This window comes from Phyllobacterium myrsinacearum, from assembly GCF_014138285.1.
Taxonomy (GTDB): Bacteria; Pseudomonadota; Alphaproteobacteria; order Rhizobiales; family Rhizobiaceae; genus Phyllobacterium; species Phyllobacterium myrsinacearum_A.
In genome coordinates this window covers 110604-127780 of record NZ_JACGXN010000014.1, presented here as the reverse complement: position 1 = coordinate 127780, position 17177 = coordinate 110604, and the positions used below count along the sequence as shown (strand labels likewise).

The window sequence follows — 17177 nt, the reverse complement described above, 5'->3', positions numbered from 1 at the left end:
GCCATGCAAATCTCCAGTTAGTCCTGGAAACCTTCTCGCACACGCAGCAAGCCTCAAAATATAGCCAATCCAATGGGGCGGAGACGGCGCTTACGCTGCCGCCCGCTGTCTGGGGTTACAATGATATGGTCAAGGATGATGTCTACGATCCTGTACAGGCCAAACTGATGCTGCAGAAAGCGGGCGTAAAGAACCTCGCCATGAAAGTCTGGGCCATGCCCGTCAGCCGGCCCTATATGCCCAATGCCCGCCGCGCCGCAGAATTGATTCAGGCCGATTTCGCCCAGGTTGGAGTTTCCGTCGAAATTATCTCCTACGAATGGGGCGAATATCTCAAGAAAGCACGCGACAAAGATCGTGATGGTGCCGTTATTCTCGGTGGGACGAGCGATAATGGTGATCCGGATAATCTTCTGAGCTATTTCTTCAGCTGTTCCAGCGTCGGCGGCAGCAACTTTTCCAATTGGTGCTATCAGCCTGTGGAAACGCTTCTGCAACAGGCGCGTGCGCTCTCAGATCAGACTGCACGCAGCAAGCTCTATGAGGAAGCGCAAGTCCTTATCAAAGAGCAAGCACCTATTGCAGCCATTGATCACTCAATGGTGGTGATGCCCATGTCGAAGAAGATATCCGGTTATATCCTGGACCCGCTGGGATCGCACCGGTTTGACGGCGTGGATATTGCTGAGTGATCGCAGCTTGCCTTCGCTGCCGGCTGGACCTGTCATTGACAGGTCCAGTTTCATAATCCCGTTCGCCCGAAACGCATCATGAGCGGTATTTACAAAGGACAACCTGTAGATATGCCTCAACGGCATCCGCATACCGTCACTCTGTCACGTCCTTAGAAGCCTGGCAAACCTGGCGAACGGTCTTTCTGATTGAGTTGAAAACTGAATTCCGCGATGCGCTTGCATGTGGATATCGTACTGTCAGCACGTTATCCTCCGATAGATCGTCGGTATCAGTGATGCTGACGATCTCGTTAGGAACAACTATCACTATATCGTGTATTTACGATATACATATTGTCTTATCGCGATTCATTCATATGTGTTGGAAATGAAAAACGATGAGATCCTCAAAGCCCTTGCTCATCCGGTTCGACTGCAGATTGTGCACTGGTTGAAGAATCCTGAGCATTACTTTTCCAATCAGGAACACCCCCTCGATTTGGGAGTGTGTGCCAGCCAGTTCTCACGCTGTGGTTTGTCCCAATCGGCGGTATCTGCGCACCTCGCTGTTCTGCTGCGGGCGGAACTGGTTACAACCAGACGTGTTGGGCAATGGATTTATTACAAGCGCAACGCAGGCAGGATCGCTTCATTCTTGCGAGATATGGCTGCGGAAATATAGCCGGATTTGCCACTCAATGAAATTGCCAGGCCGGTCGGGGCGCCGGCGACAAAATTCCTCCCAGAAGTTTAAGCCCTGCAAAGAAAGGTCGTCCATGTCTACTCTTTTTGATCCTATCCAAGTCGGTGATATCGAGCTTGCCAATCGTATCGTTATGGCTCCATTGACGCGCAACCGGTCGCCGAATGCAGTGCCAACTGCGCTAACAGCAACCTATTATTCTCAGCGTGCAACAGCCGGATTGCTGATCACCGAGGCAACGGCGATCAGCCATCAAGGACAGGGCTATGCGGATGTTCCAGGACTGTATGCACCTGATCAGCTCGCGGGTTGGAAAACGGTAACGGATGCCGTTCACGCGGCCGGTGGTAAGATTGTCGTCCAGATGTGGCATGTCGGGCGCATTTCTCACAATACTCTTCAACCCGGTGGTGCGGCGCCTGTTGCGCCTTCTGCGATTACAGCGAAATCGAAGACATTTCTGATCAATGCAGATGGCAGCGGAACCTTCGCTGAGACGTCTCAGCCGCGGGCGCTCGAACTGGCCGAGCTTCCGGGCATCGTCGAGGATTATCGTAAAGCCGCCAGAGCGGCGATCGATGCGGGCTTTGATGGTGTGGAACTTCATTCCGCCAACGGATATCTCATTGATCAGTTCTTGCGATCCGGCAGCAATCACCGAACTGACGCGTATGGTGGATCAATTGAAAACCGCGCACGTTTCCTGCTGGAAGTGCTTGATGCCATCACAAATGAAATTGGCGCGGGGCGTACAGGCATTCGGATATCGCCGGTAACACCCGCCAACGACTCATCGGACCCGGAACCTCAGCCACTCTTTACCTATGTGGTGGAAAAGCTTGCTGCGTATAAACTCGCTTATATTCACATCATTGAAGGCGCCACGGGCGGCCCACGGGACTTCCAGCAAGGTGACAAGCCGTTCGATTACGCCGCACTGCGCTCTGCGTATAAACACGCGGGAGGCAAGGCAGCCTGGATGGTCAACAACGCCTACGATCCAGTTTTGGCTGAAACGGTGGTTGCCAAGGGCGAGGCCGATCTTGTTGCCTTCGGAAAACTGCTTCTCGCCAACCCAGATCTTGTTAAACGTCTGCGGGAACGTACAGAACTTAACACGCCAGATAATGCAACATTTTATGGCGGCGGTGCAAAAGGTTATACGGACTATCCTGCTTTGGCTTAGATCAGGCATGTCCGGCTTTTATTTAGTTACTGAATGGCGCTGATTGACCGAGAGCAGCAGGCAATACCGCTGCTCTCGGTTTGAAAGGGCCACGATTGCCCGCAATTGCGGCTTTTGGGCGCTAAACGATGAAGGTAACTCCAGGGGTGAAGTCGTGCGAGCACGGGGACGTCGATCTGCGCGGCCATCGGGTAAATGATCGATGCTTTCAATGCGTGCAAGAGGGCAGTTCGTTGACTTTTGTTGGATGCTGTCGACCTGTCTTTCCAGCTTGTAAAGTTGTGGAGCAGCTGGTGACTGAGCGACGGCTGTTGTCTAAATACCGCCTTGCATTCAGATATTGGGCTTTGTTGTAAACGTTCTATGGTCAAAGTGTCTGAGAACGCGATAGCAACTGGATTGCTCGCGGATTGATTCCTTTCAAGCCATTCCTGGTCAACGCTACTCGACCCGTGAAGAACATCAGCTGACCTGCCGAGTTGTTTGCTAATATACCCGCACACGCATTGGTGCGGGCGTCATAATTCTCCTGCGCCTTTTCGACAAGCCGCAGATGATTGATCGCCCATTCATAGACTGTGCCAGAGGGAACTTGAAGCGTGCGGCCAAGATCGGTGATGGCGCATTCCACTGCAACCGGTGATGTCGCCAGGACCTTTCGCGTGATCAACCGTTCCTCTCAGGCCGTCGCAGGGCTTACCAAGTCGGCAAAACTGGTAATAACGGCTCTCTACCGCAATTATCCAAACCGCCGCCGAAACCTGTATCGACGCCACGGCTACCTTCAATAAAGTTTGAGCGTTTGTGGAATCCAGAAGATCCAGATCATCAATATACAAACATTCCACCGCGACCGGATCAGGCTCGACATCTACGCTACAATCTCAAATGCCCAAAATTTGCTCGTTCTCGGCTTTGATAAGATCTGCAATACGCTCCGCAATCATGATCGTCGGAATGTTGGTGTTTGCGCAAGGAATGCTCGGCATCAGTGACGCGTCGCAAACGCGCAAGTTCTGTGTCCCGTAGACTCTGCCCGACGATGACGTCACTGCCATCGGATTGTCGTGCCCACCCATCCTGCATGTCCCGGACGGATGCCATGTTCCGCCCACATATTTGCGAACAAAGGCTGTGAGCGCGTTATCGTCGCTGAGAAGGTCATCCAGGGTGACGCCAAGTGTGACAACGCCATGGATCAGAGTCTTGCGCAAAGGACCGGCACAATCCAGCATTGCCGCAAGTGCGCCGCGTTGAACCGCGTTCAGCAGGCCGGGCGCTGCAACTTTCACGACACGCGGCGAATAACTTGAAGGAAAGATGGTATCTCTGAAACCGTTCATCATTGGATCGGCGAGTGTGCGTGCGCCCAGCCGCATGGCGAGCTTCAGCCGTTCCAGATCGCGCTCATCCGACAGCATCCGGAAATCGACGGAGGGTTCCATCCGCGCATCAGGAGAGGAGAGTGTGAGCATGCCGCGCGAATGTGATTTGTTGACCCAGAAAAACAAGCTGCCCATGCGCATGCCAACCGAGTGCCAGCCTGACCGGGAAAGGATCGCCGCATGCATATCGCCCTGCGGCGTTCCTTCCAGTTCTGACGAGAAGCGCAGGATGCACTGTTCGTGATGCTCGGCCTGATCGGTTACCCGCGCGGCGGGTGGCAAAAAGGCGGAAACGGCAATGGAAGGATGTTCCATCAAGTTACGTCCCATGCCCGGCCGATGAGCGACGACTGGAATGCCCAAGCTGGAAAGCTCGGCGGCCGGTCCAATGCCACTGCGCAACAGCAATGCCGGTGTATGGATAGCACCCGCCGATACGATGATTTCGATGGCCCGAAGTGTTGTGGCGGGCTGGCTCCCACTTGCAAGAAGCGTGGCTCCGATGGCGCGCGTCCCCTCAAAGAGCAGCCGCTCGACTGTCCGACCGGTGATGACGCGCAGATTGGGCCGCTGGCGCACCTCAGACGTCAGGTACACCACCGAGGTTGGCACCCTTTCGCCGTTTTCGCTGACGGCAACGGCACCAACGAACACGCCATCCTGCCAGTCTCCGTTCTGATCGGGCCGCATCGGATATCCGTTGGCGGACAATGTGCGCGTCACGGCGTCGACAAAGGGGGACATCCGATCCTGCGCAAGTCGCCGGATCGGCAGGGGACCATTCTTTCCGTGCAGGGGCCCGTCGAAATTGCAATCATTTTCAAGCTTGCGGAAATAGGGCAGACAGTTGTCCCAGCTCCAACCCGCGGCACCAAGTGATTGCCACTCATCGTAATCGCCGGGGGCACCGCGATTTGCCATCAGCGCATTGATCGCCGAGCCGCCGCCGAGGAGTCTGGCCTGCTCATAGCGGCGGGGTAGCGTGGAGGATGCACTGTTGCTTGCAGTGAAACCCATGCGAGCAGTCAGGGAGTTCCATATATTGCTGGTATCCAGATAAGCCCGGCCGGGGTAACGGCTGCGAATCTCGTCGGGCATCGTCTCCAGCGTCAAGTCACGGCCGGCCTCGACGAGGGTCACCGTGTTGCCCGGATCCTCCGACAGGCGTGCAGCCAATACACATCCAGCCGATCCGCCGCCGAGTATAAGGAAGTCACTCGTCATGGCGCTCCTCCAGATGTCAGTGACTATTGGCGTCTTGCTCGGGCGCGGCCTTGGTCTCCCGGGCATTCAGTGCGATCAATATGACCAGAAGGAACGATATGGCAGTGAGGAGCGAACTGATCGCTGCAATGGTCGGATCAATCTCGTCGCGCAATGCGGTGAACATGCGCTTGGTCAGCGTCTGGTTCTCGCCGCCGGCAATGAACAGTGCAACAACGGTCTCATCCAACGCGGAGATGAAGGCGAATAGCATGCCAGAAATTACACTTGGCCTGATCTGCGGCAGTGTAACCACGAAGAAGCTGCGCAGCCGGTTCATGCCAAGACTGCGCGCAACCATTTCCTGTGTGGGATCAAACTTGCGCAGGCCGACGAGCACCGCCGTGATGACGTAGGGGATCCCCAACATCACATTGGCCAGCACCAGCCCCGGTATCGTGGCAAGCAGGCCAACCTTTGCGTAAATGAAGAAGACCCCGATGGCTATAATGACGATTGGCGTTACCAAAGGCAGGAGGAGAATGATCTGGAGGCTGTGCACAAGCCGCGATTTCGAATTGTTGATCGCATAGGCGGCAGCTGTGCCAAGAATGGTGGAGATGACTGCACTGGAAACCGCAAGGACCAGACTCACTTTCGTCGCTTGCATCCAGGCTGTGCTACCAAGATAGGCTTCATACCAACGTAAGGAGAAGGAGGGCGGCGGAAAGCTGAGAAACCTTGCGCTGGAAAACGACATGGGGACGATGATGATGACCGGAATGATGAGGTAAAGCAGGACCAGGCCGACAAAACCGTAAAGTACAATACGAGCTGGTGTCATCGGATTCACCTCATTCCCATCAGGCGCTCGACCGGGATCAAGCGGCTGGCCGCCCAGAAAATGGCGAATACGCAGGCAAGCAGGACAACACTGATCGAACTTGCAGCGCCCCATTCGTTGTAGAGCTCAACGTTGCGGCTGACGAGCATAGAGACCATGAAGGTCCGGCCACCGCCGAGGAGTTCCGGTGTGATGTAGAAACCGAGTGTCAGGACAAACACCAGAACGGCGCCGGCGATGATGCCCGGCAGTGATAATGGCAGAAAGACCCGGAAGAAGACGTGCGACGGCGTTCCGCCCAGGCTTGCGCCGGCCATGGTCAGCTCAGCGGGTATTTTCTGCATAGTGGCGTAGAGCGGCAGCACCATAAACGGCAGCAGGATGTGGACCGTGGCAATGACGGTGCCGAATTCATTGTTTACCAGGATCAGAGGCACATCAATGAGGCCAAGCGATTTGAGGGTGCTGTTGATGATGCCGGTGCGTTGCAGGAGGATCAGCCAAGCGTAGGCGCGGACGAGAACGCTTGTCCAGAACGGGAGCACGACCATAGCCAGCACGATGATACTCCATCGGCGCGGCAGTGATGCGGCCACATAGGCGACAGGGTAGCCGAGCAGAGCCGTTGCTGCCGTTACAATGAAAGCGATGCGGAATGTCTGGAGGAAACTGTGCCAATAGATATCCTCGGTCAGAATACGGCGATAGTTCTCCAGCGTGAAACCGTTGTGATAGACCGACTGCCAGGCGAGCCACAGCAGGGGAACAACCAGGAGCGCGACAATGACAGCCAGAGCCGGCGTCAAGAGCAGAAACATCAGTATCTGCTCCTGGCGGTCGTGTCGCCGGAAGGCTTCGGGTTGCGATCGGGGCAAGGAAAATCCTCCGGTCAAGGTAACTGTCATGGCTTCTGGATGAACTCGGCCCAGCGCTTCTGGACTGCTTCGCCTTCCGGTGAGCTCCACCACTGTGTCGAGATCAGAACCTGTTTTGCCGCATTGTCCGGTGCGCTTGGTAGCTCTGTTGCGCGTTCGGCCGGGATCTTTCCGGTCTTGAAAGCCTCCGGGTTACCGGGGCCATAATCGATCTCAAGCGGCAGATTGGCCTGAATTTCGGGTGCCAGTGCCTCGTTCACGAATTCGATGGCTGTTTCCAGATTGGGCGCGTTCTTGAGGATGCACAGTGAGGTGTTTTGCAAAAATCCCTGATTGAAGGTAAAGCCGACATCGCCGCCCTCTTTCTGAACCGCACTGACACGGCCATTCCATGCCATCTCCATATCAACTTCACCGTCACTTAAGAGCTGAGCCGATTGTCCGCCTGAGGTCCACCAGACGGTGATGTACGGTTTGATCTCTTCCAGCTTCTTGAAAGCACGGTCGACATCGATCGGATAGATTTTGTCAGGTGCAACGCCGTCCGCAAGGAGCGCAGCCTCCAGGGTAGCCAAGGGGTGGTTGCGCAGCGCGCGCGTTCCCGGAAACTTCTTCACATCCCAGAAGTCGGCCCATGATTGCGGTGGATTATCGCCAAACTTGCTCTTGTTGTAGGCGAGCACGCTTGAATAGAATTCATATGCGGCCGAATAAGGCGTCTTATATTCTTCCGGCATCTTCGCAGCATTGGGAATCTTGTTGAAATCGAGCTTCTCGATCAATCCCTGCTCACCTCCCCGGATGCAGTCCTTGGTTGGTGTATCGACCACATCCCATACGGGCTTTCCGGTTGCGCCTTGCGTCTTGATGACCGGCCAGGCGTCGGGCGAACTGTCCTGATTGATCGTGATGCCTAGTTTCTTGGCCACCGGATCAAGAATGGCCCTGGTCTGAGCTTCCTGATAGGCACCGCCCTGAGAAATGAAGGTAATCTGTTCTGCATAAGCGGGCGTGGCCATCAGGGTGGTGCCCGCAACAGCCGCCACAAAGGTACCTTTGAAATGTCTGTACAGCATGCTCGTTCTCCTCTGTTTTTTATGAGGCCAGGCCTCCTTTATGATCATTCAAATCGACGGGTCTTATCGCCCGATTGCATCAAGGAACTGGTACCAGCCGGCAACAAGCCGTACGGCGGGTTCTCGAATGGGATAGAAAGGAACTTTTTTCAGCCGCTCTGACGCAAGCAGTCCGATATTCGGCTGGCCGCCGGTAACGATTTCGGCGAGATATTTGCCCATCAGTGTCGACATAGCCACGCCAGTGCCGTTGTATCCGACGGCGTAGCTGATCCTGTCGTCAAGCTGCCCGACATGCGGAATACTGTCGAGTGTCATGCCCACCAGCCCTGACCAGCGATGCGTTACCTTGACATCGGCGAGCTCCGGAAACTGCGCGATCATGGCCTTCTGCAACGCGGCGAAGGCCGATGGTGAATCGTTCTTGCCGAAGGCACCCCGGCCGCCGAACAGCAGCCGGTCACCAGACTTGCGGAACCAGCGCATCATGCGCCGTGTTTCGGTGTAGCTGCGGCCTCCGGAAAGCAGCTTTTCTGCAGGTTTGCCTGTCAGGGGCTCCGTCGCGATGATGGCGCTGCGGAAGGGGATCAGTGTCCGCTGCACGGTTTGCGTGGCCACTGTCAGATCAGAATAGGCATTCGTGGCGATGATCGCATGGCGGGCAATGACATTGCCATCCGGTGTTTCGAGTACCAGCCCTTCACCATCACGACGTACCGAGGTAACCGGGCTCTGTTCGAAAATTGCGATGCCTTCGGCTGCAATACCCGCAGCAAGGCCGCGAACAAAATTGAGTGGGTGGATTACGCCCCCATGGGTGTTGAGCAGTCCGCCGACAAAACCGGCCGATCCGGTTTCCTCCCGCATCTGCGCTGACGACAGAATAGATGTGGAATGATCGCCGAGCACGTCATTGAGCCAGGCGACTTCCTTCCTGAGGGCTGTAAGCGATATTTCATTATGGGCGCAGCGCAGGCTGCCGCTTTCCTGGAAATTGGCCTCTTTGATTCCATAAGCCTCGACCAGATCGCCGACATGATCGATAGCTTCGATACCAAGGTCGTGCATGTACCGCGCCATATCGATGCCCCAGCCGTCGGCAATACCGGAGAAGGTCAGGCGGAACTTGCCCGAAACCACACCGCCATTGCGCCCGCTTGCACCCCACCCGACGCGGCTCGCTTCAAGCACGACCGGATGGAGGCCCTTGCGTGCCAGATAGCGGGCAGCAGAAAGTCCCGTATAGCCTCCGCCGATGATCGCGACATCATATTGCCTGCTGCCCGACAGCATGCCAAAGCGCGGCTCACTGGCGGCCGTATCACTCCAGAGCGATGTGATTTCAGACAGAGGCGGGGCCAAGACCATGGGGCTTCTCCAGATCAGGCGGCTGTCGCCGAGTTGTGGAAGCTCAGAATTTCCGCGTCCACTGCGTCAGCAAGCTGCTTCAGGGACGAGAAATGAAAGTCGGGCCTGGTCAGGATCGCAGGCTCCGGTGTTCCACCAAAACCGTTCAACCCCTGGCGACGTTCGATCCAGCACACGGTGTAGCCAAGCTCTTTGGCGACACCAATGTCATGATGTTGGCTCTGCGCCACGTGCAGAATCTCGTTGAACTGGTAGCCGTGAGCGGACTGGCGACCACGGTTGAACGCAAAGAACTGCGGGTTGGGCTTGGCAACGCCCGTCTCGTCGCATGTGACGCTGTCGTGGAAGGGATTGCCGAGCGTAGCGGAATAGGCGGAGAAGGCAGTGCGGTCCGCATTGGTCATGGCTACCAGGCGGAAATTCTTGCGCAGGCGCTTCAGCGCAGCAATTGAATCGGCAAAGGCCGGCCAACGGAATATCGAGAGCTGGAAAGCATCCGCCGTCGCGTCGTCGTTGCGAAAGCCGAGTTCGTTGGCAAGCGATAGATAGACATCCTTCATGGCAAAGCTGGAGCGGCCATAGAATCTGTCGCGCCCACGTTTGTAGGCTTCGAAAATCTCTTCTTCTGACGCGCTGGCTGCCTTGTCGCCGCCAAGTTCGCGGATGGCGCTGATAACGCCGGTCTCGAAGTCGATCAGTGTGCCGACAACGTCGAATGTGAGGACTTTGAAGGTTGTAAGTGACATTTGCATTCTCTCGTCAGGTTTTTCGGATTGCAGGTATTTTCTCAATAAGAAGCCTTGGGGACCAGAATGGTATCCTGGGGGTGGAGCGCGATGGTCATTCGAGATCCGACGGATTTGATCTTTGTCAGTCCCGTATGGTTACTCGGTTGCCGTAGGCTCAGCCGCGTGCCGTCGTCGAGTTGAATGAAGACGCGGGCGCTTTCACCTTGATAAAGGACTTCAGTGACGGTGCCGGCCATGCGGTTCAGGAATCCGTCGTCGGTATCATCTGCGATCAGCAGCTTTTCAGCGTGTACTGCGAGAAATATCTCTTTTCCCGGGGGAACGGGGTGCGCGGAGCGCAGAAGATATGAGCCGAGTTTCACATACTCGGCTCCGGCCTGTTCCACGGGAAGCAGCGTCGCTTCGCCGATAAAACCTGCAACAAAGGAATCTGTCGGGTGGTCGTGCAACCGAACCGGGGTATCGATCTGCACGATCTTGCCGCGATTCATGATGGCGACACGGTCACTCATCGTCAGTGCCTCCCGCTGATCATGGGTCACGTAAATAATGGTTGCGCGGAGTTTCTGGTGCAGATGGCGAAGTTCGATCTGCATGTTCTCGCGCAATTGCTTGTCGAGCGCCGACAACGGTTCGTCCATCAAGATAAGTCGCGGTTCGAAGATTATGGCGCGTGCGAGGGCAACGCGCTGGCGCTGGCCGCCGGAGAGTTCGGTGATGCGACGGTCTTCAAAACCTGCGAGTTGGACCATCGAAAGCGCGTCCCGCACCCTTGCAGGCCATGTCGACTTTGGCAGGCGGCGCGCACGCAGCGGGAAGGCGACATTTTCGCCGACACTCATATGAGGAAACAGCGCATAATTCTGAAAGACGATACCAATGTCGCGTTTGTGGGGCGGAGCATATGTAATATCCCGGTCGCCAAGGAAGACCGATCCGGAGGTGGGTTGCACGAAGCCACCGAGAATGCCGAGAAAGGTGGTTTTGCCGGAACCCGAGGGGCCAAGCAGGGATACAAATTCGCCCGCTCCGACTTCGAGGCTCACATCGTCAAGGGCGTGGAAGGCTCCGTAACTCTTGCGAGCATTGCGGATCGATACGCCTACACTTTCAATATTTTTCGCAATATTCATTGAAATCCACTGCAACTTTCCTCGCATCTGACGCTAAAACCAGACGCAATCCTGTTCATTGAGCGGAGATATACAGCTCCTCGCACCGACGAAGATCCACCCCGTCAGACGATAAAACCGTATCGAATTCCCCTTGTTCTTGGCCCTTCCAGAAGGCCTGTTGGTAAGAAGAGATCAAAAGAAGGGGCCACTGGCAATTGAAAAAAAGTTGGCGGAGGTGTTACATGATGTAATGACTCTGCTGCGCCGATCCTTACCGTCCATGAATGCCCTCTTTACTTTTGAGGCGGCGGCGCGTTGCGGTAATTTTTCCAAAGCTGCAAATGAACTGAATGTTACTCCGGCTGCCGTCAGCCGCATGATTGCACGTCTGGAAGAACATCTTGGCACGCAGCTTTTCGTTCGCATTTCGACAGGGTCGTCACTGACAGAGGCGGGAACCATTCTATTCGACAGCATAACCAAAGGCTTTTCGGGAATTGAGAATGCGCTGCGTGAAATCGAGGATAGGCAGACAGGTCTCGAAACGGTTTCGCTCTCGGTTTCGACCGGATTTACCACGCATTGGTTGATGCCCCGGATGAGCAAGTTCAAGGCGGAGTTCCCGAATGTCGACTTGCGTTTTCAGCTCGTTATAGGCGCACTTGGCGGTTCGGTCGCCGATGTCGATCTTGGAATGCGTTTTGTCGAGGGCTCGGATGAGCGACACGAGGCGGCGCTGATTATGCCGGAAATCCTGATGCCAATTTGCAGCCCATCCTATTATGAGAGGTATGCAACGGGTCAGGAGGGCGTGGAGGCCCCAGTCTATACTATCGTGAATCTGGACAATGCCCAGCCCGACTGGTCCGGCCTGTTCTTGTCCCGCCAAGCCGGCGAGGCAGTCAATTCAATGATCTTTTCGGACTATGCGATTGTCGTGCAAGCGGCACTTCTCGGCCAAGGGGTGGCGTTGGGCTGGCTGAATGTTGTTGCTCACTGGCTGCGCACACGCGCGCTTGTTCCAGCACGGCAAGATCTGATGATGACGGGACGGCTTTGCCATCTGGTGCGGATGCGAGACAAGCCGCGCCGTCCGGTGGTGTCACACATCCGCGACTGGATCATCGCAGAACTGCTTGAAGACATTCTCGATCTCGACAAGCAATATCCGGCTCTCGGATTGCAGACACTCCTCGAAAGGAAATCTGCTGCAGTACCGTTTGAAAATTGACCCGGTATTGGGGACCTGGTGAGGTGCACGTTCCCTTTAAATGGTCATAAACGTCTCCATTGGCACTTCGGTGTCGCCGGGGGCGTCCTACTCCATCAGAACCTTATTTCCCGCAACTCGCACAACCTTCACTGGAACCGCTGGGTTTCAGGCTGTCACTCCCGGTCACCCGCGCGGTTGCCAGCCTTATGGCCAGCAATTGCGAGAGTGAGAAATCATGGGGTTTGTGATGTTGTTTCAAGCCAGGCTGAGACTTGTGCCAACGTGCGCCGCTCTTGATCTGCTTCCAATGAAAAAGCGGGCTGTAAATTTGCCTGAGATGCGTGCTTCTTCACGACGCTGATGCTGTTACTTAACCCATAGCCACCATGCGTAATGAATAGGAATACCCGCTTGTCGGTCAGATGGGGGGCAGCAAGAAAGACCGAATTGCCGACGGAACTGTCATGCCCCAGATGGGATAGCCCAGGTAGATAGAGTCATAGGATTGGATGCCGGGTACTGATTGCGCGAGGGGCGGAAAATAGCCAGCATCTGTCTACAACTTGGCTTGCGCAACAGTGGCTTCATAATCTTCAGGATATGGCGTGGCGACATTGATTCGTCACCTCCATCCGAGCGCGGGAGCAACGTGCTTCAGGATTGCCTCGAGTACGTGGGCATTGTAATCGACGCCCAACTGATTTGGCACCGTTAGCAACAAAGTATCCGCTTCCATGATGGCCTCATCCTGTGCGAGTTCTTTGACGAGGGCTTCAGGTTCGGCAGCGTAACTACGGCCGAAAATCGCCCTTGTACTATCATTGAGGTAACCGAGTAAGTCTCATTCTTTGATGGCAGTAGCGCTTGGAGAAAAGCGCCGTCTACGGCTCTACAATGCGACGAATGCGCGATTCCTGCTGCTCAAGTTCGACAATGCCAGCATGACCGTCATCGGAACGGATGGCGGCCTGATCGAAGCGCCCGTCGCCGTCGACCAGCTGCTGCTCACGCCGGCCGAACGGGTTGAGTTGATTGTTTCCTTCGACAAGCCGGGACCGGCCAAGCTCACTATGCTCGAATATGAGCGCGGTTGGATGGGGCCGGGCAAACCGAACGAGGCCGGCATGATCCTGCTAACGGCAAACGTATCAGAAGAGGCGGTAGCTGCGATGCCACGCCTGCCGGCAAAGCTACGCTCCATCGAATCTCTTGGGAATCCGGTTGTCACGCGCCGGTTCGTACTGACGGAATCGATGGGCGGTATAGACCATGGCAGCACGTCGATGCAGGGCATGGATCACTCCAACATGTCCATGTCTTCCGATAGCATGGAGATGAAGTTCCTGATCAACGGTGCCAGCTTCGACATGAACCGCATAGACGAAGTCTCGAAAGTCGGACAAGTCGAGCTTTGGGAAGTCGTCAACGCGGCGGATATGGATCATCCGTTCCATGTGCATGGGACGCAGTTTCAGGTCGTGGAACACGAGAAGGACGGGAAGGTTACCATGCCATCCTATCGCGCGTGGAAGGATACTGTGAACATCGTGGCAGGCGAGACGGTCCGGATAATGCTGCGCCAGGATCTGCCGGGGCCGCGCATGTATCATTGCCACATCCTCGAGCACGAACAGCTCGGTATGATGGGTACGGTTGACGTTCAAGCCTAGTGTGGTCCAGCGGATGAAACAAAGGCCCGCCGCGAAGACAATCGCGGCAGACCTTTATCACTGGGGCGCGAGCGACGGCGATTTCATCGCCATCGGCGGCATCATTCGACCGTAACCGGCACCCGCAACGTTTCCGGGGTAAAGAACACGTCGGCGTGCATGTTTTCTTTGCGCAATCCGCGCGCAAAAATCACCTCCATTGCGGCTTCCACCATTGGCGCGGGTGGCAACATGGGTCTTCCAGCCGCCGCGCTCGGAAAGATCCTCCGCTACGGCCTGCGTCGCGAAATCGCGCGGATACTGTCCGCACGGTGCTTGGGACAGTACGGATGCAAAGGTGAAATTGAGATGCCGTTTTTCGACGGCGTGAAAATGCTCGACGAGATAGAAATCGCGCTCTTGGCAGTCAGCAAAATCACCACGCGCGCTTCTGCGATCTGACTGTCACTCGAGTCACATCCTTCAAAGTTATCTGTAATCGTCTGCCCTATTGTCTTGGTAGCACGAATTCCACTCGCCTGTTCAGTGCGCGCCCTTCGGGATTATCCATGCCGTTTTCAAGAGTGTTGGACGCAACCGGCTGGCTGTCACCAAAGGCTTTGACCGACAGTCTTGTCTTGTCGGCACCATGTGTCACCAGCCATTCGGCGACGGCTTGTGCACGCCGAAGGGACAGATTCTTGTTGTAACGGGCAGAGCCCTTGCCGTCGGTATGCCCCTCGATGACGACGGTACCGGCAGAAACCGATCTGACCAAACGCGCGATATCATCAAGCGTCGGTTCAGCAGCTGGCTGGATGCTGGTCTTGTCGAAATCGAACAGGATATCGCCGGTCATCGACACTCTGACGGTCTGTTTATCCTGCCATACTGAAAGACCGCTATGTTGGGCGGCAAGCCCATCAGCCTTGGCGGATAAATCCGATATAGCGCTATCTAGATCGGAAGGGAGACCCTTCAGGTCTAAAATGGTGGCTTTGAGGTCGCGGATTTCGCGATGATAGGCCAGGTCCTGTGCAAAGGACCAGTTTACACCAGCCACCATCAATGCCGCCGCAAGGCCGAACTTGTTCATTCCACGCATAATTATCGGTCGGTAATTTTGATTGCGTCGAGTGTCTCGACTCCAGGTATCGTCAATGACACTTCACTTACATCTTTTGGCGGGGCAGGAAACCTTCCGTGCCAGGAACCTGCAATTGGCGAGCCCTTCGCAGTTTTGATAACCAGAAAAGGATCTGTCAGAGGCTTGTCGTTGCTGTCCGTCAGTAAAAGGTGCTTCTTATTACCGGCAAGAATGTAGAAACTGTTTTCGTAGTCGGTCTTGCTGATCGAATCATAAATCCTTTCCAGCTTATCCGGGACAACAGGTTTGAAGCGCAACTTGACGGTCAGGATCTCGTCTTTGCGAACCGCCTCGATCACCTGCGCCTCAGCGATACCGCCATTGGTTAAGCCTACAGCCAGAGGCGTACTCGAAGCAATCGCAGTCTGGGCTGATGCGCCGTGGGTAAATTGTGTGATCGCGAACACGGTAACAAGCGCGTGGAAGATAGTAGCAATTATAGTCAGGCGCACGATATGAATCCTCTCCGTTTCAAGTCTATGGCCGTCCACATTGCGCGCGAAACGAACGGACGCATGTCCGCTTCTATGGTGGCAACGTGGGGGTTCCTCTCGTAGGTAATTCTCCCGGGGAAGACCAAAATTAAGTCGGCTGAATAAGTCATGCCGCTGAGGGCTGTCGGTCAAGATTTCTTGTAGTTTCGGTCCTCCAATGTTTCCAGTCAACCCTTGAAGTCATTTTTTCCAAAGGTAAGCAACCGGCCGTGGTGAGCCGGAGCAGATGGTTAGGTTGAATGTGGGGCCGTAAGACTTGCGGCGGCTTAACAATTGAAGATCGGGATACGAACGTGAGCGGAGGCTCGATAGGAGACATGATCGGCAAGACCCTCAACATCAAGTCCGATGTCGAGCAAATGTTTGATGGCCGCCTCGGCAACAAGCGTCGCCACTTCCACGCCGGGGCAAGCATGGGAACCCACACTAAACTCCAGATATTTTCTGTTGGGTCGGAAGATGTCGAAAACATTCGGTTCAGGATTCAGAGTCGGATCGCGACTTGCCGCTGCCAGTAAGACGATTATCGTATCGCCTTGTTGCATCTTTTGCCCGGCAATAGCCGTATCGCGTGACACAAAGCGAAGCGTACTGTGAGTGGTGGGATCGCAGCGCAGTACCTCTTGGACAACATTGGCCAACAGTGTGGGGTTCCGGTCAACTTTGGCCTGTATGGCAGTATTCCGGGAAAGGGCCAGAAGAGTATTTCCAATAACGGTGGAGCAAGCCACGCAGCCTTGAGCCATGTAACCGATACCGTTTGCGATCACCGCATTGGCATCGTAGTTACCCATTTGCTGTGCTTTGCGATGCTGTAGAGCAAGCAGGGTGCCACTGTTTTTATCCAAGGCCTCCAACATCATACGAAACACAACCAGAAGCTGGGAAGCTGCGTGGCTACCTGTCTGGATTAATTTTGCATCGAGCAGCGGGACGCCAGTCACTGCTGCGGTGGCAGCTGCACTATAGTCCCCCACCCAATGCGCCACGGCTTCAATTTTCTCACGCGGAATGCCAAGCAGCGCCCCGATAACAAATGCCGGCAGTGAAAACATGAACCGCGTCAATTGTTCCGCGTTGCGCTTTGGTTCAATCAAATCAGTCAGTTCGGTTGCCATATTTTTTGCAAGGCTTACCACTTGCCCGGTGCAGATCCCCTGAAGAGACGCTGCTACCGCGCCCCTGTCGCGACGATGATTTTCACCATCGTTCATCCGCACGAGGTAGCGAAATATCTCTGCCATAGCAGTGCCTTCTATCGAACCAGGCACAGGTTCGTAGAACGGACGGGTCCGGCAATCGTCATTCATTAAGACAGATTTGACCATGGCAGCACTTGCTGCCACCCATGCTCCGGATTGTTCCTCTCGAAACAGCGGTTTCTGGACTGCCAGGCGGGCATAATACGGATAGGGATCTGGATGACTGGGCGCAGCTCGCACATGTGATGGTTCGCTCAACTGTGTCTGCAGTTTCTCATTCACTTCGGATGGCAT

17 protein-coding genes and 2 pseudogenes are annotated in these 17177 nt (G+C 55.3%); 6 read left to right on the top strand and 13 right to left on the bottom strand.

Translation table 11 applies throughout. The annotated features are described in order from the left end of the window. The 3 genes from FHW16_RS25450 to FHW16_RS25440 all read left to right on the top strand — a co-directional run. Positions 1–692, top strand: a 692-nt coding sequence (locus FHW16_RS25450; protein WP_246711953.1) for an ABC transporter substrate-binding protein, incomplete at its 5' end; no start/stop codon positions are given. 370 nt (positions 693–1062) lie between these two features. Continuing rightward, entirely contained in the window at positions 1063–1356 is a 294-nt protein-coding gene (locus tag FHW16_RS25445; protein WP_182552064.1) for an ArsR/SmtB family transcription factor, read from the top strand. A gap of 94 nt (positions 1357–1450) precedes the next feature. After that, the gene (locus FHW16_RS25440; protein ID WP_182552081.1) at positions 1451–2563 is read left to right on the top strand and encodes an alkene reductase; all 1113 of its coding nucleotides are present in this window, start codon (positions 1451–1453) and stop codon (positions 2561–2563) included. A 367-nt stretch (positions 2564–2930) separates the two neighbouring features. Here the strand turns inward: FHW16_RS25440 and FHW16_RS25435 are convergent, their stop codons facing one another. The 8 genes from FHW16_RS25435 to FHW16_RS25400 form a co-directional block, all read right to left on the bottom strand. Next, entirely contained in the window at positions 2931–3233 is a 303-nt protein-coding gene (locus tag FHW16_RS25435; RefSeq protein ID WP_182552063.1) for a hypothetical protein, read from the bottom strand. A 214-nt stretch (positions 3234–3447) separates the two neighbouring features. After that, positions 3448–5172: a GMC family oxidoreductase gene (locus FHW16_RS25430; RefSeq protein WP_182552062.1), complete on the bottom strand. Its 1725-nt coding sequence runs from the start codon at positions 5170–5172 to the stop codon at positions 3448–3450. Between the two features lie 16 nt (positions 5173–5188). After that, on the bottom strand, positions 5189–5995 hold the full coding sequence (locus FHW16_RS25425; RefSeq protein WP_182552061.1) for an ABC transporter permease: 807 nt from the start codon (positions 5993–5995) through the stop codon (positions 5189–5191). A 5-nt stretch (positions 5996–6000) separates the two neighbouring features. Then, positions 6001–6813 (bottom strand): ABC transporter permease, encoded by an 813-nt coding sequence (locus FHW16_RS25420; RefSeq protein WP_246711952.1) that lies wholly within the window; start codon positions 6811–6813, stop codon positions 6001–6003. Positions 6814–6896: 83 nt separating this feature from the next. Beyond that, on the bottom strand, positions 6897–7889 hold the full coding sequence (locus tag FHW16_RS25415; RefSeq protein ID WP_246711961.1) for an ABC transporter substrate-binding protein: 993 nt from the start codon (positions 7887–7889) through the stop codon (positions 6897–6899). Between the two features lie 120 nt (positions 7890–8009). After that, complete coding sequence (locus FHW16_RS25410) at positions 8010–9314, bottom strand: NAD(P)/FAD-dependent oxidoreductase (protein ID WP_182552058.1); 1305 nt, start codon at positions 9312–9314, stop codon at positions 8010–8012. 14 nt (positions 9315–9328) lie between these two features. Continuing rightward, positions 9329–10060, bottom strand: coding sequence for an HAD-IA family hydrolase (locus FHW16_RS25405; protein WP_182552057.1), 732 nt, complete (start codon positions 10058–10060; stop codon positions 9329–9331). Positions 10061–10101: 41 nt separating this feature from the next. After that, complete coding sequence (locus tag FHW16_RS25400; protein WP_182552056.1) at positions 10102–11196, bottom strand: ABC transporter ATP-binding protein; 1095 nt, start codon at positions 11194–11196, stop codon at positions 10102–10104. A 232-nt stretch (positions 11197–11428) separates the two neighbouring features. Here FHW16_RS25400 and FHW16_RS25395 point away from each other — a divergent pair, with 232 nt between their 5' ends. After that, positions 11429–12409, top strand: coding sequence for a LysR family transcriptional regulator (locus tag FHW16_RS25395; RefSeq protein WP_182552055.1), 981 nt, complete (start codon positions 11429–11431; stop codon positions 12407–12409). A gap of 400 nt (positions 12410–12809) precedes the next feature. Here FHW16_RS25395 and FHW16_RS29315 read toward each other — a convergent pair. Together FHW16_RS29315 and FHW16_RS25390 are read right to left on the bottom strand one after the other, a co-directional pair. Next, positions 12810–12920: pseudogene (locus FHW16_RS29315) on the bottom strand (hypothetical protein); the annotation flags it as partial. A 93-nt stretch (positions 12921–13013) separates the two neighbouring features. Next, a pseudogene (locus FHW16_RS25390) lies at positions 13014–13214 on the bottom strand (LLM class flavin-dependent oxidoreductase); the annotation flags it as partial. Positions 13215–13242: 28 nt separating this feature from the next. On the opposite strand from FHW16_RS25390, the gene FHW16_RS25385 reads away from it, so the two are divergent. Both FHW16_RS25385 and FHW16_RS25380 read left to right on the top strand, forming a co-directional pair. Continuing rightward, a complete protein-coding gene (locus FHW16_RS25385; protein ID WP_432652087.1) occupies positions 13243–14061 on the top strand; it encodes a multicopper oxidase family protein in 819 nt (272 codons plus the stop codon). 159 nt (positions 14062–14220) lie between these two features. Further along, a complete protein-coding gene (locus FHW16_RS25380) occupies positions 14221–14502 on the top strand; it encodes a hypothetical protein (RefSeq protein ID WP_182552054.1) in 282 nt (93 codons plus the stop codon). A 46-nt stretch (positions 14503–14548) separates the two neighbouring features. Here FHW16_RS25380 and FHW16_RS25375 read toward each other — a convergent pair whose 3' ends face one another. The 3 genes from FHW16_RS25375 to FHW16_RS25365 form a co-directional block, all read right to left on the bottom strand. Continuing rightward, entirely contained in the window at positions 14549–15136 is a 588-nt protein-coding gene (locus FHW16_RS25375; protein WP_246711951.1) for an OmpA family protein, read from the bottom strand. A gap of 11 nt (positions 15137–15147) precedes the next feature. After that, positions 15148–15639: a hypothetical protein gene (locus FHW16_RS25370; RefSeq protein ID WP_210278274.1), complete on the bottom strand. Its 492-nt coding sequence runs from the start codon at positions 15637–15639 to the stop codon at positions 15148–15150. A gap of 308 nt (positions 15640–15947) precedes the next feature. After that, positions 15948–17177: a cytochrome P450 gene (locus tag FHW16_RS25365; protein WP_182552052.1), complete on the bottom strand. Its 1230-nt coding sequence runs from the start codon at positions 17175–17177 to the stop codon at positions 15948–15950.